Origin of the sequence: Paraburkholderia solitsugae, from assembly GCF_013177695.1 — a bacterium.
GTDB lineage: Bacteria > Pseudomonadota > Gammaproteobacteria > Burkholderiales > Burkholderiaceae > Paraburkholderia > Paraburkholderia solitsugae.
Map to the genome: position 1 here is coordinate 1 of NZ_WOEY01000085.1, position 18,456 is coordinate 18,456.

Genomic DNA, 18,456 nt, shown 5'->3' on the forward strand with positions numbered 1-18,456 from the left:
GTTCCCGACGGATGCCCGAACCGCACCGCATCCCGCGCCCCGCCACCCGCCGCGAGATTCACCAATGTCCCCGAAATCGCAGCCGCCGTACCAATCGCAACCGCCGCGGTTCCCATCATCGCGTGATGCAGCTTACCCATCGACATCGCCCGCACCAGCAGATCGACGTCACCCGCGGCAACACGCTTGCCGCTAGAAGCAACGTAGTCGGCAGGCTTCGCGACAAAAGCGACCTTCGGCGTATGCTGCCGTGTCGCGATCTCATCGATATGCTTGATCAGACCCATGCGCACCGCACCATGCGCGCGAATGGTCTCGAACATGGCCAGCGCCTTCTCGTCGCTATTGATGGCGTCCTGTAGTTCGGTGCCCTTATAACCGATCGATTCCGCATCCACGAAGATGGTCGGAATACCGGCATTGATCATCGTCGCCTTCAGCGTGCCGACACCCGGCACCCCGAGGTCATCGACCAGGTTCCCAGTCGGGAACATCGCGCCGCCGGCCCCCTCTTCTTCGGCGGCAGGGTCCATGAATTCGAGTTGAACCTCGGCAGCCGGAAACGTCACGCCATCGAGCTCAAAGTCCCCCGTTTCCTGCACGGCGCCATCGGTCATAGGCACATGTCCGATGATCGTCTTGCCGATATTCGCCTGCCAGATGCGCACAACAGCCACACCGTTCTGCGGAATCCGGCTCGCATCGACAAGCCCCCCGCTAATTGCAAACGGCCCTACGGCAGCAGAAAGATTCCCGCAGTTCCCACTCCAGTCGACAAACGCCTTATCGATAGAAACCTGCCCGAACAGATAATCCACATCATGATCCGGCTTGCTGCTCTTCGCGATGATGACCGTCTTGCTCGTGCTCGAAGTCGCGCCGCCCATCCCGTCGATCTGCTTGCCGTACGGGTCCGGGCTGCCGATTACACGCATCAGTAGCGCATCGCGCGCGGCGCCTGGCACCTGCGCCGCCTCCGGCAAATCCTGCAGCCGAAAGAACACACCTTTGCTGGTACCGCCGCGCATGTACGTCGCCGGAATCTTGATCTGAGGTTTGTGGGCCATGAAAGTAGTGTCCTGATGAGGGCGGGCGGAATGGCATCGCACGTTGCGCCACACCGCCCAAACCTGCGTTACGTTCGCCGCTGAACCGACTAAGCCGACTGATTCGGCTCATTCGACTTAGACAGTTCAAGCGGCAGAATCAACTTGAGCAGCTTAAAAGCCTTAAGCCGCTGCCTTCGTCGATTCAAGAAAGTCCTGTGCAAAGCGTTGCAACACACCGCCGGCTTCGTAGATCGACACCTCTTCCGCGGTGTCCAACCGGCACGTCACCGGCACCTCCACGCGCTCACCGCTCTTGCGATGAATCACGAGCGTGAGGTCGGCGCGCGGCTTGCGTTCGCCGATCACGTCGAAGGTCTCGGTGCCGTCGATAGCCAGCGTGAGGCGGTTCACGCCAGGTTTGAATTCCAGCGGCAACACGCCCATGCCCACCAGATTCGTGCGGTGAATCCGCTCGAACCCTTCAGCAACAATCGCCTCCGCGCCGGCAAGACGCACGCCCTTCGCCGCCCAGTCACGCGACGAACCCTGACCGTAGTCGGCCCCGGCAATCACGATTAGCGGCTGCTTGCGCTCCATGTAGGTTTCGATCGCTTCCCACATGCGCGTCACCTTACCTTCGGGCTCGATGCGGGCCAACGAACCCGCCTTCACCTTGCCGTCTTCCAGCACCATCTCGTTCTTCAGCGTCGGATTCGCGAAGGTCGCGCGCTGCGCGGTCAGGTGATCGCCACGGTGGGTGGCGTACGAATTGAAGTCCTCTTCCGGCAAGCCCATCTTGGCAAGGTACTCACCCGATGCACTGTCCGCCATGATCGCGTTGGACGGTGACAGATGGTCGGTCGTGATGTTGTCGCCCAGCACAGCCAGCGGACGCATGCCCTTCAGCGTGCGCTCACCGGCAAGCGCGCCTTCCCAATACGGCGGACGGCGGATGTACGTGCTCATCGGGCGCCAGTCGTACAACGGATCGGCCTTCTCTCCGGTATCGACGGAGACGGCGAACATCGGCTCATACACTTTGCGGAACTGCGCCGGCTTCACGCTCGAAGCGACGATCGCGTCGATCTCTTCATCGGACGGCCAGATGTCCTTCAGCCTGATCTCGTTGCCGTTAGCATCGACGCCCAACACATCCTTCTCGATATCGAAGCGGATCGTGCCCGCAATCGCGTAAGCCACCACCAGCGGCGGCGAGGCCAGGAAGGCCTGCTTCGCGTACGGATGGATACGGCCGTCGAAGTTACGATTGCCGGACAGCACCGCCGTCGCATAGAGATCGCGATCGACGATTTCCTTCTGGATCACCGGATCCAACGCGCCCGACATGCCGTTGCACGACGTGCACGCATACGCGACCACGCCGAATCCCAATTGCTCCAGTTCCGGCAGCAAGCCCGCTTCTTCCAGATACAGCGTGACCGCCTTCGATCCCGGCGCGAGCGACGTCTTTGCCCAAGGCTTGCGGGTCAGTCCGCGTTGATTGGCGTTACGCGCCAGCAAACCGGCGGCGATCATGTTGCGCGGATTGTTGGTGTTCGTGCAGCTCGTGATCGCAGCGATGATCACCGCGCCGTCCGGCATCAAACCGGGCTCGTTCTCCACCTTGCCGCTGATGCCGCGCGCAGCCAGTTCGGACACCGGCAAGCGACGATGGGGGTTCGACGGACCCGCCAGCGTACGCACCACGGTAGACAGATCGAACGTCAGCACGCGCTCATACTCCGCGTGCTTCAGCGTATCGGCCCACAGGCCCGTTTCTTTCGCGTAGGTCTCGACCAGCTTGACGAGTTCATCGTCGCGGCCGGTGAGCTTGAGGTACTTGATGGTCTGCTCGTCGATGTAGAACATCGCCGCCGTCGCGCCGAATTCGGGCGCCATGTTGGCGATGGTCGCGCGATCGCCGAGCGTCAGGTTGGCCGTGCCCTCTCCGTAAAACTCGAGGTACGCGCCAACCACTTTTTCTTTGCGCAGGAATTCGGTCAGCGAGAGGACGACGTCGGTCGCCGTGATGCCCTCAGCCGGCTTGCCCGTGAGCTCCACACCGACGATGTCCGGCAGGCGCATATACGACGCGCGGCCCAGCATCACGCTCTCAGCTTCAAGACCACCCACGCCGATCGCGATCACACCGAGCGCATCCACCATCGGCGTGTGCGAGTCGGTACCGACCAGCGTATCGGGGAAGGCCACGCCGTCTTTCACCTGCACCACCGGGCTCATGCGCTCCAGGTTGATCTGATGCAGGATGCCGTTGCCCGGCGGAATGACGTCGACGTTCTTGAACGCGCGCTTGGTCCAGTTGATGAAGTCGAAGCGGTCTTCGTTGCGGCGATCTTCAATCGCGCGGTTCTTGGCGAACGCATCCGGATCGAAACCGCCGCACTCGACGGCGAGCGAATGGTCCACCACCAACTGCGTCGGCACGACCGGATTCACCATCGCCGGATCGCCGCCTTGGGCCGCGATCGCATCGCGCAGGCCGGCGAGGTCGACCAAAGCGGTCTGCCCGAGAATGTCATGGCACACCACGCGCGCCGGGAACCATGGAAAATCCAGTTCGCGCTTGCGTTCGATGATCTGTTTGAGCGACGCGACGAGCGTCACCGGATCGCAGCGGCGCACGAGGTTTTCGGCCAGCACGCGCGAGGTGTACGGCAGCGTGTCATAGGCGCCGGGTTGGATCGCATCGACGGCGGCACGCGTGTCGAAGAAATCCAGTTGGGTGCCGGGGAGGCGTTTGCGGTTGGCAGTATTCATGGCGTAGAGGACAAAACAATAATGATCCGGGGACGATGGCGGCAGCCGTGCTTCACGATCCGCTGCCCCTCTTTCAAGCGGCGCAACCCTTGCGTGTCAATCGAACAATCGGACAGTTTGTGTAGTTTAGCTTGCGGTGGCGCGCTGGCTTGCAGCGTGTTTCGTTGATGCGCCGCACAACGCGCGACAACTCGCACCGCACAGAGCACCGCAACATGCGCTGCAAAAAAACAGCCTTGGCTCGGGGTTCCAGCGAGCCAAGGCCTAACTTCATTACGCCGCTCTCACGAGACGCAATGGAGGAGAAACGCTTGCGGCTTTGCTCTTAGACGCGCTTGGCGAGCGGCACAAAGGGCAGATCGTCGGGACCGGTGTAATTCGCGCTCGGACGAATGATCTTGTTGTCGATCCGTTGCTCGATGATGTGCGCGCTCCAGCCTGCGGTGCGGGCGATCACGAACAGCGGCGTGAACATCGCCGTCGGCACGCCCATCATGTGATACGAGACCGCGCTGAACCAGTCGAGATTCGGGAACATCTTCTTCGCGTCCGCCATCACCGACTCCAGACGTTCGGCGACGCTGAACAGCTTCATGTTGCCCGCTTCCTTCGAGAGCTTCTTCGCGACGTCCTTGATGACGCTGTTGCGCGGGTCGGAGATCGTGTACACCGGGTGACCGAAACCGATCACCACTTCCTTGTTCTCGACGCGACGGCGGATGTCGGCTTCGGCTTCATCCGGCGTTTGGTAGCGCGACTGGATTTCAAACGCGACTTCGTTGGCGCCGCCGTGCTTCGGGCCACGCAGCGCGCCGATTGCACCGGTGATCGCCGAGTAGATGTCCGATCCCGTGCCGGCGATCACGCGCCCGGTAAAGGTCGAGGCGTTGAATTCATGCTCGGCATACAGGTTCAGCGACACGTGCATGGCGTCGACCCATGCCTTCGACGGCTTCACGCCATGCAGCAGGTGCAGGAAGTGGCCGCCAATCGAGTCGTCATCGGTTTCGACTTCGATGCGCTTGCCGTTGTGCGAGTAGTGGTACCAATACAGCAGCATTGAGCCGAACGAAGCCATCAGCTTGTCGGCGATGTCGCGTGCGCCCGGCACGTTGTGGTCTTCCTTCTCCGGCAACACGGTGCCGAGCACCGACACGCCGGTGCGCATCACATCCATCGGGTGAGCGGCGGCCGGAATGCACTCCAGCGCGGCTTTCACGTTCGCGGGCAAACCGCGCAGCGCCTTGAGCTTGGTCTTGTAGGCGGTCAGTTCGGCCTGCGTCGGCAGCTTTTCATGCACCAGCAGATAGGCGATCTCTTCGAATTCGCACGCACCGGCGATGTCGAGAATGTCGTAGCCGCGGTAATGCAGGTCGTTGCCAGTTTTGCCGACCGTGCAAAGCGCGGTATTGCCAGCCGTCACGCCAGACAGGGCGACGGATTTCTTCGGTTTGAAGGCGCCTGCGGTCGGCGTGCTGTTATCGGCTTCACTCATAATTTCATCTCCAACTGCGGGGTTGCGTTCGTGCGGCAATCAGCGCGCCGAGCTTGTCTTTCAGGGTTTCAATGCGATGACCGGTGAAAACGGAGGCTAGTAACGCAAAGAACGGGCCAGGCTGGACGCGAGCCGCTAAGTGCCTGATTTAACAAAAAATCCTCCCCCGGGCATTCCGCCATCCGATTTCATAAGTGAAATCACGAATTTCAAATTCGAAAGCGACGGGCGCATAATAGGCGGACTTCTCATCCTTCGCACCTCTTTCTCCAGACAACAAGCCCCGCCGTGAGCACACCCCCCTTCGACCCCGCGCAGCGCCCCCGCATCTGGGCCGTCAGCATCAGCCGCCTGCGCGATCTGTTCCTCGACATTGCCGGTGAGTACGTCGAACGCGCCGATCTGCGCATCGTCGCGCATGGTTTCGAAGACGCCGCGCATGAAATCGATGCGGTCGGCGCCGGGCGTCCGGATGTCGTGATTGCCGGCGGCTCCAACGGTGCGTATCTGAAAACACGCGTCAGCGTACCCGTCGTGCTGATCGGCCCGACCGGTTTCGACGTCATGCACGCGCTCGCGCGAGCGCGGCGCGACGGCGCGAAGGTCGCACTCGTCACGCACGGCGACACGCCGGACGAAGTGCGGCGCTTCATTGCCGCGTACGACATCGATGTGACATTTGCGTCGTATCAATCGGCGCAGGATGCGGAGAGTGTCGTTCTCGATCTGCGCGATCGCGGCATCGACGCCGTGGTCGGCCCCGGGCTCATCGCCGATCTCGCGGCGAACGCCGGCATGGGCGCGGTGTTTCTGTACTCACGCGCATCGGTACGCGCCGCGTTCGACACCGCACTCGAAGTCGCGCAGGCCACCCGCCGTGAAACAGTTCGCCGTCAGCGGCTCGACAATCTGCTGCAGCATCTGCGCGACGGCGTGGTGGCGCTCGACGCGCAAGGGCGCGTCGAAGCGATGAATCAGCGGCTTGCCGACGTGCTCGGCATCGACGCGGCGCACGCAGTGGGCCGCGCATTGCTCGACCTCGCGCCCGATCTCGCAGGCAGCTTGCCGGACTCGGACGGCGACGCCTTCTGCACGGTGCGGGGCGCAAGCTATGTCGTGCATCGCGGGCCGCTGGCGAGCAGCAGTTCGGCACCCGGCACCGTGCTGACGTTTCAGGAATCGCGCGCGGTCGAACGGCTCGACCGCACGTTGCGCTCCCGGCAGCGCGTGCAGCAGTTCAGCGCGCGCTACCGGCTCGAGGATATCGTCGGTTCAGCCGATTCAATCGAACGGGTCCGCACGCTCGTGCAGCGCTACGCCAAATCGGACGCCACCGTGCTGATTCTCGGCGAAAGCGGCACCGGCAAGGAGATGGTTGCGCAGAGCATGCATCAGTTGAGCGCGCGGCGCGACTTCGCCTTCGTCGCCATCAATTGCGGCGCGTTTCCTGAGGCGTTGCTCGAAAGCGAGTTGTTCGGTTATGAGGAAGGCGCGTTCACGGGTGCCCGCAAAGGCGGCAAGGCGGGGCTGATCGAAGTGGCACACCGCGGCACGCTATTTCTCGACGAAATCGGCGAGATGCCGTTGTCGTTGCAGAGCCGGCTATTGCGCGTGCTGCAGGAGCGCGAAGTCGTGCGGCTGGGCTCGACGGAACCGACGCGCGTGGACATCCGGGTCGTCGCGGCGACGCATCGTGCGTTGACCGAGGGCATCGAGGCGGGCAGCTTCCGCGCGGACCTGTACTACCGGCTCAACATTCTGAGCATCGCCCTGCCGCCGCTGCGCGAACGGCCCACCGATCTGCTGCCGCTCGCGGTCGAACTGCTGCTGCAGGCAGCGTCGCGCGAGCCGAGACTGGCGGCTCGTCTGCCCGATGCGAATGCGGCCAGGCGCATCCTCGCCAATCTCAGTGAGCCGTTAGCGCGTTACACGTGGCCAGGCAACGTGCGTGAACTACAGAATGTGATCGAACGGATTGCGGTTGAGCTGGCAGATGCGGACACGGACTCAAACGGCGCAGGAGAAACCGTCTTTACGCGTGAGGTACTGCGCACCGTCGCGCCTGAAATTTTCGAGCAACCCCAGGCGCGCACGAAGAAAGCAGCGCTCACGTTGCGCGAACGCAGCCGTCACGTGGAAGCAGACGAAATCCGCGCCGCCCTCGCCGCATGCGATGGCGATCGCGATGCGGTTTGCGAGGCGCTCGGCATCAGCAAGACGACCTTATGGCGGAAGCTGAACACGGCGCAATAGCCTGAACCACGCCACCCTGCTTTACAGCATTATTCGCCGCACTCTTCACCGCATTCTTCGCCGCATTCGCTCCGGCGCGTTCGATGAACATGCTGGGCGTCATCCCGCAGCATCGTTTGAAATGCCGTCCGAAATGGCTCTGATCGAAGAACCCGACTTCGGTCGCGACGACCGACCCCGGCACGCCTTCAAGCAACAAGGTCTGCGCCCGTTGAATCCGCAGCCCACACAGATACCGATACGGTGACGAACCGTACTGCTGACGAAACACCGTCGCGAAGCGCGACACGCTAAGCGCGGACAGCGCGGCGAGTTGCGCGAGCGTCACCGGTTCGTCGAAATGGGCTTCGATAAATGCCCGGGCGGCGTTGAGGCTGATGGACTGTTTCATGGCGTCGCGATAGTCGAGCGGGGCGCGGCCTGCTTAGCGAACCGGGTGACGGAAAACACGTCGAGGGGAATGGCCGAACTGCCCGTGTCGACGAGTTCGGCCAGTGTTTCGCCAACGCCCGGCCCGATCTGGAAACCCGAGCCGCAGAAGCCGAACGCGTAGTAAAGACCGTCGACCTTGCTGCTCGGACCGATCACCGGTTCGCCGTCGGGCAGATAGCTTTCCACACCGCTCCACACGCGAATCACGTGCAGCGGCGCCATCGCGGGCACGAGCCGCCGCAACTGCGCGATCTGCCGCACGGTGTTCTGAGGCAGAACCGATGCGCGACAGGTCACGGCATCCGCCGGCCCACCGGGACCGCCGCCGACAATGATATTGCCGCGCGGAATCTGGCGGAAATAGATGCTCTCGTCCTTGATCGAGGTGAACACACCCATCGACGACTTGAACACATACGGCACGGGCTCAGTCACGGCCATCTGCGGTCCGCTCACGATCAACGGAACGGGTTCGCCGAACTGTTCGGAGAGACGGCTCGCCCAGGCACCCGCGCAGATCACGAGTTGCGCGGCCCAATACACGTCGCCGTCGGCGCTCTCCACGCGAAACCGCTCGCCGTCTTTTTCGACGCGCACGATCTCCGTGTTCTCGATCACATGAGCCCCGAGGCGCGCGGCCGCACGACCAAACGCGGGCGCAGCGAGACGCGGATTGGCGTGGCCATCGAGTGGTGAAATCGACGCCGCCAGTACCTCACGTCCGAGAAACGGAAAGCGTTGGAAGACGGCATCGCCGTGCAGCACGTTGAGGTCGAGACCGTAGGCACGGGCATCGATCGCATATTGATCGAAATTCTCGACGTCCTTCTGGTGGTAGCACACGCGCGTGTGACCCGAGGCCAGAAACTCGATGTCCTCGCCGAGCATTTCCGCAGAGCGTTGCCACGTGCGCAGCGCTCGGTTCGCCATCGCCAGTTGCGGTAGCGCGCGGCCCTGCCGGCGGATGCCGCCGAAGTTCACACCGCTCGCCTGCTGCCCCGTGAGTCCACGTTCGAGCAGGATCACAGAACGGTTACGCTGACGCAGGAAGAAGGCCGTCGTCGTCCCCATGATGCCGCCGCCGATTACGATGACATCGGCTTCGTTAGTGCGTGGGGTGCTCATTCGCCCACCTCCTCGGCAAGCGCCACGGGCAGCGGTTTGACCGGTGCCTGGCCGCGCAGCCGTCCCACCGAGGACAACGGCACCGAGGCCGCCGCCGCGATGATTTCAGCGCCCGCGTGGCCGCAGTAGCGCCCCTGGCAGCGGCCCATGCCGACGCGTGAAAACGCCTTCGCGCGATTGGCTTCCTGTGCGCCGGTCGCCTGCACGACACGGCGCAACTCGCCGGCGGTAATCGCTTCACAACGGCAGACGATCGTTTCATCCGGCAAGGATGCGGCGAACTTCGCCGGCCATGGAAAGGCTTCGCGCAAACCTGCCGCGAAACGCGTGAAACGCGCGAGTTCGGCGCGCAACCGCTCGATGCCTTCGACCTGCATGCCGTGATCGCGCAACGCCGCCAGCGCAGCGAGTCGGCCCGACCGTTCGGCTGCGTCCGCACCGCGCACCCTTGCGCCATCGCCGGCCAGGTAGACGCCTTTGACGCTGCTACGGCCATCTTCGTCGATTTGCGGAAGCCACTGGTGCGTGTTGTCGTCGAACAGAAAGCGGCACCCCGCGAGGTCCGCAAGCTGCGTCTCCGGACGCAGGTGATAACCGAGCGCGACGGCATCGCATGCCAGTTCCAGGCGCTTGCCGTCAGACAATGCAACCACAACGCCGCTTACGCCGTCTTGCTGCGAGCCTTTAATTTCCAGAGGCTGCACACCGCGATGAACCGGCACACGCGCCTTTGCCAGCACACGCGTCAACGCGATTCCCTTTTTGAGCGCGGCCGGGATCGCCAGCAAACGAGGCAGCGCAGCCATGCGCTGTATGAAGGTCGACGTATCGAGCACCACGGCCACCTGCGCGCCCGCCTTCACGTATTGCGCCGCCACGAGATACAGCAGCGGACCACTGCCCATCATCACAATGCGCGAGCCGATTGCGCAGCCCTGCGATTTCAGCGCAACCTGCGCGCCGCCGAGGCTATACGTGCCGGCCTGGTGCCAGCCCTTGACCGGCATCAGCCGGTCCGTCGCGCCGCTGCAGACAATAAGAGAGTCGAACGTCAGCGTCTGGTAGCGTGTGCCGCTCGCCAGATGCACGGTGTTCGGCGAGATATTCCAGACCAGCGTCTCCGGCAGATAACCGATCTTGCCCTTCAGCGCGTCGAAGCTCTGATGCAGCGAAGCGGCGCGCTCTGCCTCGGTGCCATACAGCGTCTCATAGCTGCGCGAAAAACCTTCCGGTTGCCGCCGATAAATCTGGCCGCCGTCACGCCGTCCTTCATCGACAACGGTCGGCCGCAGCCCGGCTTCGACCAGCGCCTGCGCCGCACGCACGCCCGCGGGCCCGGTCCCGATGATGACTACACGCGGGGCCATACACCCTCCCCGGCAACGGCCAGCTTCGTCACGATCGACATGCCAGGCGCGGCAGGCGTACTGCACGCCCGCACGCGTTCGCCTTGCGCTGTCCAGACCCAACAGTCCTGGCACGCGCCCATCAAACAGAAACCCGCGCGGCGGCCGTCGCCGAATTCGGAATCGCGCAACGTGCGCACGCCGGTCAGCAAGGCGACCATTAGCGTGTCGCCTTCAGCGGCCTCACGCACAACGCCGTCCACCGTAATCGGAAAGGTCTTGCGACCCGTCTCCGCGAGCCGCACAAATCGTCCGCTCATACCGGGGTAGCCTCCTCGGTCTGCAAGCGATTCAATTCCGCCGCCGGATGATGGCAAAGAATCTCCGCGCCCGAAGGCAGCTTCTTCAGCGACGGCGGCGTCATGTTGCACATCCCGTCAATGCGCACCGGGCAGCGCGCGCGGAACGAGCACAACTCGGGAATATCCGCGCTCTCGCCCATTGGCGGCAGCGCGGCACAACCGATCTCGCGGCGCGCATCGAGCCAGCCGGGTTTCAAAGCGGGCACCGAATCGACCAGCAAGCCCGTGTACGGGTGATACGGCGGCGCCGCGAGCACGTCGCGCTGCCCGGCTTCCACGCGATGCCCCGCGTACAGCACGATCACTTCGTCGCAGATCGCGCGCACGGTCGAGATGTCGTGGCTGATGAACATGTACGACACACCGAGTTCGCGGCGCAATTCGGCCAACAGATCGAGGATCGCCGCGCCGACCACCGTATCGAGCGCGGAGGTCACCTCGTCGCAGAGGATCAACGCAGGATCGGCGGCGAGCGCACGCGCCAGATTCACGCGCTGCTTCTGGCCGCCGGAGAGTCCGGCAGGCGTACGCGTGGCAATCGAGGCCGGCAGTTGCACCAGATCGAGCAGTTCCAGCATGCGTTTCTGCGCGGCCGAGCCACGCAGATGGTGATAGAACGCGAGCGGGCGGGCCAGGATATCGGCGATCGAATGGCTCGGGTTCAGCGCGGTGTCGGCATTCTGGAACACGATCTGGATCTGCCGGTACTGCTCCGGCGTGCGGCGCGACAGTTGTGCGGGCAACGGTTTGCCGTCGAACATGATTTCACCGCCCGCGCGGTCGACGAGACCGGCCACCACGCGCGCGAGCGTCGTCTTGCCGGAGCCGGATTCGCCGATCACCCCGAGCGTACTGCCGCGCGGGATCGACAGGCTGACGTCGTCGAGCACGCGCACCGCCGGTACGCCGAAGCGGTCGATGCGTCCGTAACCGGCCGAGAGTCCGCGAATTTCGAGCAGCGGCGGGATGTGTTTGCCGAGGTTCTGCGGCGTCTCCAGCGCCACCTCCGGACGGCGTGTAGCGGCGAGCAGTTGACGCGTGTAGGCATCCACAGGCGCATCGAGCACTTGCGCGACCACGCCGTTCTCCTTTACCGCGCCTCCATTCAGTACGACGATGCGGTCCGCCATCTGCGCGACCACCGCCAGATCGTGCGACACGTACACGGCGGTCGTGCCGAGTTCGCGAATCACTTTCTTGAAGGCCGCGAGCACTTCGATTTGCGTGGTGACGTCGAGCGCGGTGGTGGGCTCGTCGAACACGACGACAGCGGGATCGGTGATCAACGCCATCGCGGCCATCAAGCGCTGCAACTGGCCGCCGGACACCTGATGCGGATAACGGTCGCCGATCGTCTCCGGCGCGGGCAGCGCAAGGGCGCGGAACAGGCTGATCGCTTTCGTGCGCGCCGCGTCTTTCGTCATCAAGTGATGCAGCAGGGCCGGCTCGGTGACCTGATCCATGATCGTGCGCGCCGGATTGAAACCCGCCGCCGCACTCTGCGCGACGTAAGCCACCGTCCGCGACCGTAATGCGCGACGGCCTTTGGCATCGAGCGACAGCACATCCTCGTCGCCGACGCGCACCGAACCGCCGCTGATCGAACATCCCGCCCGCGCATATCCGAGCAATGCCAACGCGATGGTTGTCTTGCCCGACCCGGACTCGCCGATCAGCGCCAGCACCTCGCCCTTCTTCACCGAAAAATCGACGCCCTTGACGATCTCGGTCACCGGCCCCGGCGCCGCACCCGCGACGACCCGCAAGCCCTTCACTTCAATCATGTCCCGATCAGCCATCATGCACCCCCATGGCTACGGCCACGACGCCGCAGGTTGTCGATCAGCAGATTCATGCCGATGGTCAGCGTTGCGATCGCGACGGCCGGCATCAGAACGGCAGGCGCACCCTCCGACAAGCCGCCGATGTTCTCTCGCACGAGCGAACCCCAATCGGCATTCGGCGGCTGCACGCCAAGGCCGAGGAAACTCAGCCCGCTCAGCAACAGCACGATGAACACGAAGCGCAAACCGAAATCGGCGAGCATCGGATGAATCATGTTCGGCAGCACTTCGACGCGAGCGATATAGAAGATGCCTTCGCCACGCGCTCTCGCCACCTGTACGTATTCCAGACCCATCAGGTTCACCGCAAGCGAGCGCGAAATGCGGAATGCGCCGGGGATGTAGGCCAACGCCGCGACGGTCGTCAGCATCGTGATCGACGAACCGAACGCCGCGATCACAACCAGCGCGAGCACCTTGCTCGGAATCGAAATCAGCGCGTCGAACAGACGGCTCAGGATTTCATCGACCCAGCGCACGGACACCGCGGCGAGCAAACCGAAGAAGGTGCCGATCAAACTGGCGAGCACCGCGGCAGCCAGCGCGAGGCCCACCGTATAGCGCGCGCCGTAGAGAATCCGGCTCAACATATCGCGCCCGAGATAGTCGGTGCCGAGCGGATACGCCGTGCTATAGCTGCCGAAAATCTCCGTCGATGTCAGCGTGCCGCCGTTATACGGTGCGACCAGCGGCCCGATGAACGCAACGATCAGCCAGAACGCCACCAGCACGAGGCCGATCAGGCCGAGCACGGAGAAGCGGTGCACCAGCCGTTTCAACACGCCCTGTTTCAGCGCGGCAGTTTCGACGACCGGCGGCTCGATGGTGGGTTCATCAAGGCCCAGGTCATACATCTCGGTGCTGGCATGGGGCACATGAGGAACGTGGGGATTGGTAGGTTGGCTCATCATCGACGCAGCCTCGGGTTGGATACGATTTGACACAGGTCGGCGATCAGCACCAACGCGAGATAGGCCGCGCAGAACACCATCACGCAGCCCTGCACGAGCGGCATGTCACGGTTGGTGACGGCGTCGACCATCAGGCTCGCGAGGCCGGGATAGTTGAAGATCGACTCCACGATCACCACACCGCCGAACAGATACGACAGACTCAATGCCACTGCATTGGCAATCGGCCCGATGGTGTTGGGCAACACATGCCGCAGCACCACGCGCGCGGGCGACGCCCCTTTGAGCACCGCCATTTCAACGTACGACGAATTGAGCTGATCGAGCACCGCGGCGCGCGTCATGCGCGCCATCTGCGCGACGATCACACAGCACAGCGTCATCACCGGCATCGCGTAGATGCGCAGCAGCGCGCCGAACGAATGCACCTCCGAGAGATACGACAGCGCGGGCAGCCAGCGCAGCTTGACGGCGAAGATCAGCACCGCGATGGTGGCGATCAGGAACTCCGGCACGGCGACCGTCGACAGTGTGAGCACGTTAAGCGTGCGGTCGAGCAGCGAGCCGCGGAACATCGCCGACGAAATACCGATCAGCAAGGCCACGGGCACCGAGACCAGCGCCGTCAGACCGGCCAGCACCAGCGAATTCGGCAGGCGCGTGGCGATCAACTCGCTAACCGGCAGATTGTTCGACAGCGAGGTGCCGAAGTTGCCGCTAACAATATGAAAGAGCCACTCGAAGTAGCGTTGCAGCGCCGGCTGGTCGAGGCCGAACTGATGCCGCAATGCCGCGACGGCTTCCGGGGTTGCCGCCTGACCGAGCGCCTGCTGGGCGGCATCGCCGGGAAGCAGCCCGGTGATGGCGAACACGACCGCCGAGACCAGCAGCAGCGTGAGCAGCGCGAGGCCAAGGCGCGCGGCGATGAGTCGTTGCGCATGTGCTTTCATCGAAAGTCGCCTCTTGGGTTAAAGCCGCACGCCGCGGGACAGCGGCGTGCGTGTTGCCGGGTCTGACTTTCCAGTTCGTCAGACTGGAAACCCTTCGTTACCGCTCGTCAGCCGCTTAGGCTTCCAGCCAGACGTTTTCCGCGAACATGAAGCCCATCAGGCCGGCCAGCGGAATCGAGCCGAGGCCCTGGAGTTTCGCCGTGTGGGCATCGATCGAGCTCTGGAACAGCGGGATGCCGACGCCGCCGTTTTCATGCACCAGCACCTGCATGTCGCCGTAAATCTTCTTGCGCTTCGCGTCGTCCGGTTCGCCGCGTGCCTGAACCAGCATCTGGTCGAACTTCTGGCTCTTCCAGTTCGCCTCGTTCCACGGTGCGTCCGACTTGAAGAACTGCGTGAAGATCACGTCGGCGCTCGGACGCGCATTGATATTGCCGAAACCCAACGGATGCTTCATCCAGTGGTTCGACCAGTAACCGTCGGCCGGCACGCGCGACACCTGAAGATTCAAACCGGCTTGTGGCGCCACCTGCTGAAGGAACATCGCCATTTCAACCGACCCTTCCGCCGCCGGCGACGCGAAAATCTGGATCGGCGCGCTGCCGACCTTGGCCTTCTGGAAATAGAACTTCGCCTTGTCCGGATCGAAGGCACGCTGCGGCAAACCGGCCAGGTAGTACTTGTTGGTCGGATCGATAGGCTGGTCGTTGCCGATCGTGCCGTAACCCTGGAAGATCGCCCGGCGCATCTGCTCGCGATCCTGCAGATACATCATGCCTCGCCGAAAATCGTCGTTGCCGGTAATGCCGCCTTCGTCGCGAACAATCAGGTCGGTGTACTCGCCCGTCTTCGTCTCCAGCACGGCGAAACCACCGGCGCCCTTGATCTGGGCGGTCGAACGCGGGCTCACCGAGTTGATCAGTTGCACGTCGCCCGAGAGCAGCGCGTTCACGCGCGCGGATTCGTCCCCAATGCCGATCAGTTCGACTTCGTCCAGGTGCGGCAGGCCCGGCTTCCAGTAATTCGCGTTCTTCACGCCAACCGTCCGCACGCCCGGCGAGAACTCCTTGACCTTGAACGGGCCGGTGCCGACCGCTGTTTTGAAGTCCTTGGTGCCGTCCTTGATGATCAGGAAATGCGAGGTGGCGAGAATCACCGGCAGATCGGCGTTCGGACCTTCCAGCGTGATCGTCACTTCGTTCGGGCCCGTCGCCTTCACTTCCTTGATCTGATCGGCCAGCGTCTTCGCTTTCGATGCCGTCGCCGGGTCCTTGTGCCGCATGATCGAGTACACGACGTCGGCAGGCGCAAACGCCTTGCCGTCGTGGAACTGCACGCCCGTGCGCAGCTTGACGACCCACACGGTCGCATCCTTCGTATCCAGCGAGGTGGCGAGCGCCATCTTCGCGCCGAGATGCGAATCGAGTTCGGTCAGGCCGTTGTAGAACATGAAGCCGCGGACATAGTCCGTCCCGAGCGCGCCCTTCGCCGGATCGAGCGTGTCGGCGGCCGATGCGGACTGCGTTGCCACACGGATCTTGCCGCCCTGCTTCGGCTTCGCCTGCGCGAATGCCGCGCCGTTCGCGGTCAGAAGGCCGGCACCCGTCACCGACATCATCCCGGCCGCCGCCATCGCGCGCAGCACGCCGCGTCGCGAAGCGCCTTTTGACGTCAATCGCTCCAACTCGGTGCCGAGTTGAAGAGCGTCATGTTGTGAGGTTTCCTTATTCATCGAACTTCTCCGCGAGGGTGACAGGGATAGCTGCGTGGTTTTGAACGGCAAATACAACAATGAAGAATCAATAGAAGATGTCTTTGATGCGGTAGTACGTCCCCACCAGCGGCAGGAACCAGGGTTTGCCGGTGTGGCCCGGAATCGCGGGCCACTCGGACTCGCGCCACGGATTGCGCTCTTCGTGGCCGTCCATCACGTCGGCCATCACCTGGCCCATGTGCGTCGACATCTGCGTGCCGTGGCCGCTGTAACCCAGCGAGAAGTAAATCCCGTCGTGTTGCCCGGCATGCGGCAGGCGGTCCGCGGTCATGTCTACGAGGCCGCCCCAGCAATAGTCGATGCGGGCGTTGGCCAGCATCGGAAACATCGCGGCGAGACCTTGCTGCAAAATCCTTCCGCTCTTCGCGTCCGACGGCCGCTCGGAGGCTGTGAAGCGCGCGCGGCCACCGAACAGCAAACGTGAATCGGGCGTCACGCGGAAGTAGTTGTGCATCAGGCGCGTGGTGGTGTACGCGCGGCGGTTCGGAAACACTTGCGCCAGCAGGTCCGGCGACAGCGGTTCCGTCACGACGATGAACGAACCCACCGGCGCAAGCCGCCGCCGGTACCAGCCGAACGGACCATGCCGCGACGGGCCCGTGGCGATCAGCACCTGCTTCGCGCGCACTTCGCCGCGTGCGGTGGTGACCTTGAAGCCACTGCCGTCCTTCGCGATCGCGGTGACCGCCGCGTTTTCATAGAGTTTCGCGCCACGACGAACCGCGGCCTCGGCGAGTCCGACCGTGAACTTGCCCATATGCATCTGGCCGCCGTGCCGTTGCAGCAGTCCGCCGTAAAAACTGTCCGACTGGATTTCGCTGCGAATCCGCTCACGTCCGATTAATTCGATATCCGTATCGACTTCACGCAGGATCAACTCCGCGGTCTTCTCCAGGTGCGCCAGGTGATGCGGTTTCGACGCCAGCTTCAGCTTGCCGGTCGCGCTGTAATTGCAGTCGATGTTTTCCTCGCGAATCAGACGCTCGACCGTATCGACCGCATCCGAGAACGCGCGGTAGCAGGCACTGGCCCGTTCCACACCGAGCTGCGCGACCAGCGCGACGAAATCCTGCGCGACGCCGGTATTGACCTGCCCGCCGTTGCGCCCGGACGCGCCGCCGCCAATGCGCCCCGCGTCGAGCACGGTCACCGCGGCGCCGCGCTTGCCCAACGCCTGCGCCGCCGACAGCCCGGTGAAGCCGCCGCCGATCACGACGACATCGGTCTGGCCTTCGACCGGACCTTCACACGCCGAAACGAGCGGCGGTGCGGTGTCGAGCCAATAGGAATCGAGCTTCATCCGGTCTGTCCTTGAGAGGGGCAATGGGGCAAACGATGCTTAAAGGCCGAGTTCCGCGGCCAGATGCGGGATGTCGTTGACTTCGTAGTACTGGTAGTACGGCGTCGACGGTTCGTGGCCGCGCTTGACGAAGGCCTTGTGCTTGATGCCCAGGTCGTGTGCGGTCATCAGGTCGTAACGCAGGCTCGACGACACGTGCAGCACGTCTTCCGGATTGCAGTTCAGCTGGTCGAACATGTATTCGAAGCCTTGCATGCGCGGCTTGTACGACTGCGCCTGCTCTGCCGTGAAGACCGCGTGGAACGGCGCGCCGAGCTTGTCGACGTTGCTCTGGATCTGGTTGTTCGAGGCGTTCGACAGAATCACCAGTTTGTACTTCTTCGCCAGACGCGAGAGGCCTTCCGGCACGTCCGGATGCGGACCCCAGGTCGGCACGGCGAGGTAGATCTTCTCGGCTTCCTTTTCATCGAACGCGACGTTCATGCGCTTGCAAGCACGGCGCAATGCATTGACCACCACGTCGCGATACGGCTTCCATGCGCCGAGCACTTCGTCGCGGCGATAGCCCGCGTAGAACGCAATGAGCTTTTCCAGGTCGTCGCCTTGCAGCACGTGACCGAACATTTCGCGGGTCATGTCGGCCATACGAAACTTCGTGAGCGTGCCGTAGCAGTCGAAGGTGATGTATTTCGGTTCGAATTCGATCATGGTGCAGTCCTATCGTGATGGTGAACCCACATTGAGTTCAGTGGCGAAAACAGCAACGATCTTGCATGGGACCGAAGTAAGTGCTTTGCACTAACTCCGGTCGACAAAAGCTCATTCCTGTAAAAGATT

The 18,456-nt window shown here is 63.2% G+C and carries 14 protein-coding genes; 1 reads left to right on the plus strand and 13 read right to left on the minus strand.

Annotation, left to right across the window (positions count from 1 at the left end; translation table 11 throughout):
- From prpF to prpC, 3 genes are all read right to left on the minus strand, one after another.
- On the minus strand, positions 1-1,067 hold a 1,067-nt coding region (gene prpF, locus GNZ12_RS21420; RefSeq protein ID WP_172313418.1), incomplete at its 3' end, for a 2-methylaconitate cis-trans isomerase PrpF.
- A 162-nt stretch (positions 1,068-1,229) separates the two neighbouring features.
- Complete coding sequence (acnD, locus tag GNZ12_RS21425; RefSeq protein WP_172313420.1) at positions 1,230-3,827, minus strand: Fe/S-dependent 2-methylisocitrate dehydratase AcnD; 2,598 nt, start codon at positions 3,825-3,827, stop codon at positions 1,230-1,232.
- A gap of 325 nt (positions 3,828-4,152) precedes the next feature.
- A complete protein-coding gene (gene prpC / locus GNZ12_RS21430; RefSeq protein WP_172313422.1) occupies positions 4,153-5,322 on the minus strand; it encodes a bifunctional 2-methylcitrate synthase/citrate synthase in 1,170 nt (389 codons plus the stop codon).
- A gap of 288 nt (positions 5,323-5,610) precedes the next feature.
- On the opposite strand from prpC, the gene prpR reads away from it, so the two are divergent.
- On the plus strand, positions 5,611-7,575 hold the full coding sequence (gene prpR / locus GNZ12_RS21435) for a propionate catabolism operon regulatory protein PrpR (RefSeq protein WP_172313424.1): 1,965 nt from the start codon (positions 5,611-5,613) through the stop codon (positions 7,573-7,575).
- Here the strand turns inward: prpR and GNZ12_RS21440 are convergent.
- The 10 genes from GNZ12_RS21440 to GNZ12_RS21485 form a co-directional block, all read right to left on the minus strand.
- Positions 7,532-7,966 carry a helix-turn-helix domain-containing protein gene (locus GNZ12_RS21440; RefSeq protein WP_172313425.1) on the minus strand — a complete coding sequence of 145 codons (435 nt, stop codon included), beginning with the start codon at positions 7,964-7,966 and terminating at the stop codon, positions 7,532-7,534. The genes prpR and GNZ12_RS21440 overlap by 44 nt on opposite strands.
- The gene (locus GNZ12_RS21445; protein ID WP_172313426.1) at positions 7,963-9,132 is read right to left on the minus strand and encodes an NAD(P)/FAD-dependent oxidoreductase; all 1,170 of its coding nucleotides are present in this window, start codon (positions 9,130-9,132) and stop codon (positions 7,963-7,965) included. Before GNZ12_RS21445 ends, GNZ12_RS21440 begins: the two co-directional genes overlap by 4 nt.
- Entirely contained in the window at positions 9,129-10,499 is a 1,371-nt protein-coding gene (locus tag GNZ12_RS21450; protein WP_172313427.1) for an FAD/NAD(P)-dependent oxidoreductase, read from the minus strand. The genes GNZ12_RS21445 and GNZ12_RS21450 overlap by 4 nt, the downstream gene beginning before the upstream one ends.
- The gene (locus tag GNZ12_RS21455) at positions 10,484-10,798 is read right to left on the minus strand and encodes a (2Fe-2S)-binding protein (RefSeq protein WP_074288519.1); all 315 of its coding nucleotides are present in this window, start codon (positions 10,796-10,798) and stop codon (positions 10,484-10,486) included. The genes GNZ12_RS21450 and GNZ12_RS21455 overlap by 16 nt, the downstream gene beginning before the upstream one ends.
- Positions 10,795-12,639, minus strand: a complete 1,845-nt coding sequence (locus GNZ12_RS21460; RefSeq protein ID WP_172313428.1) for an ABC transporter ATP-binding protein — start codon at positions 12,637-12,639, stop codon at positions 10,795-10,797. The genes GNZ12_RS21455 and GNZ12_RS21460 overlap by 4 nt, the downstream gene beginning before the upstream one ends.
- Positions 12,639-13,595 (minus strand): ABC transporter permease, encoded by a 957-nt coding sequence (locus GNZ12_RS21465; RefSeq protein ID WP_172313429.1) that lies wholly within the window; start codon positions 13,593-13,595, stop codon positions 12,639-12,641. Before GNZ12_RS21465 ends, GNZ12_RS21460 begins: the two co-directional genes overlap by 1 nt.
- Positions 13,592-14,545, minus strand: coding sequence for an ABC transporter permease (locus GNZ12_RS21470; protein WP_093641177.1), 954 nt, complete (start codon positions 14,543-14,545; stop codon positions 13,592-13,594). The genes GNZ12_RS21465 and GNZ12_RS21470 overlap by 4 nt, the downstream gene beginning before the upstream one ends.
- A 115-nt stretch (positions 14,546-14,660) precedes the next feature.
- On the minus strand, positions 14,661-16,277 hold the full coding sequence (locus GNZ12_RS21475) for an ABC transporter substrate-binding protein (RefSeq protein WP_172313430.1): 1,617 nt from the start codon (positions 16,275-16,277) through the stop codon (positions 14,661-14,663).
- 67 nt (positions 16,278-16,344) lie between these two features.
- Positions 16,345-17,619, minus strand: coding sequence for an NAD(P)/FAD-dependent oxidoreductase (locus GNZ12_RS21480; protein WP_172313431.1), 1,275 nt, complete (start codon positions 17,617-17,619; stop codon positions 16,345-16,347).
- 39 nt (positions 17,620-17,658) lie between these two features.
- The gene (locus GNZ12_RS21485; RefSeq protein ID WP_172313432.1) at positions 17,659-18,327 is read right to left on the minus strand and encodes a haloacid dehalogenase type II; all 669 of its coding nucleotides are present in this window, start codon (positions 18,325-18,327) and stop codon (positions 17,659-17,661) included.
- Between the last annotated feature and the right edge of the window lie 129 nt (positions 18,328-18,456).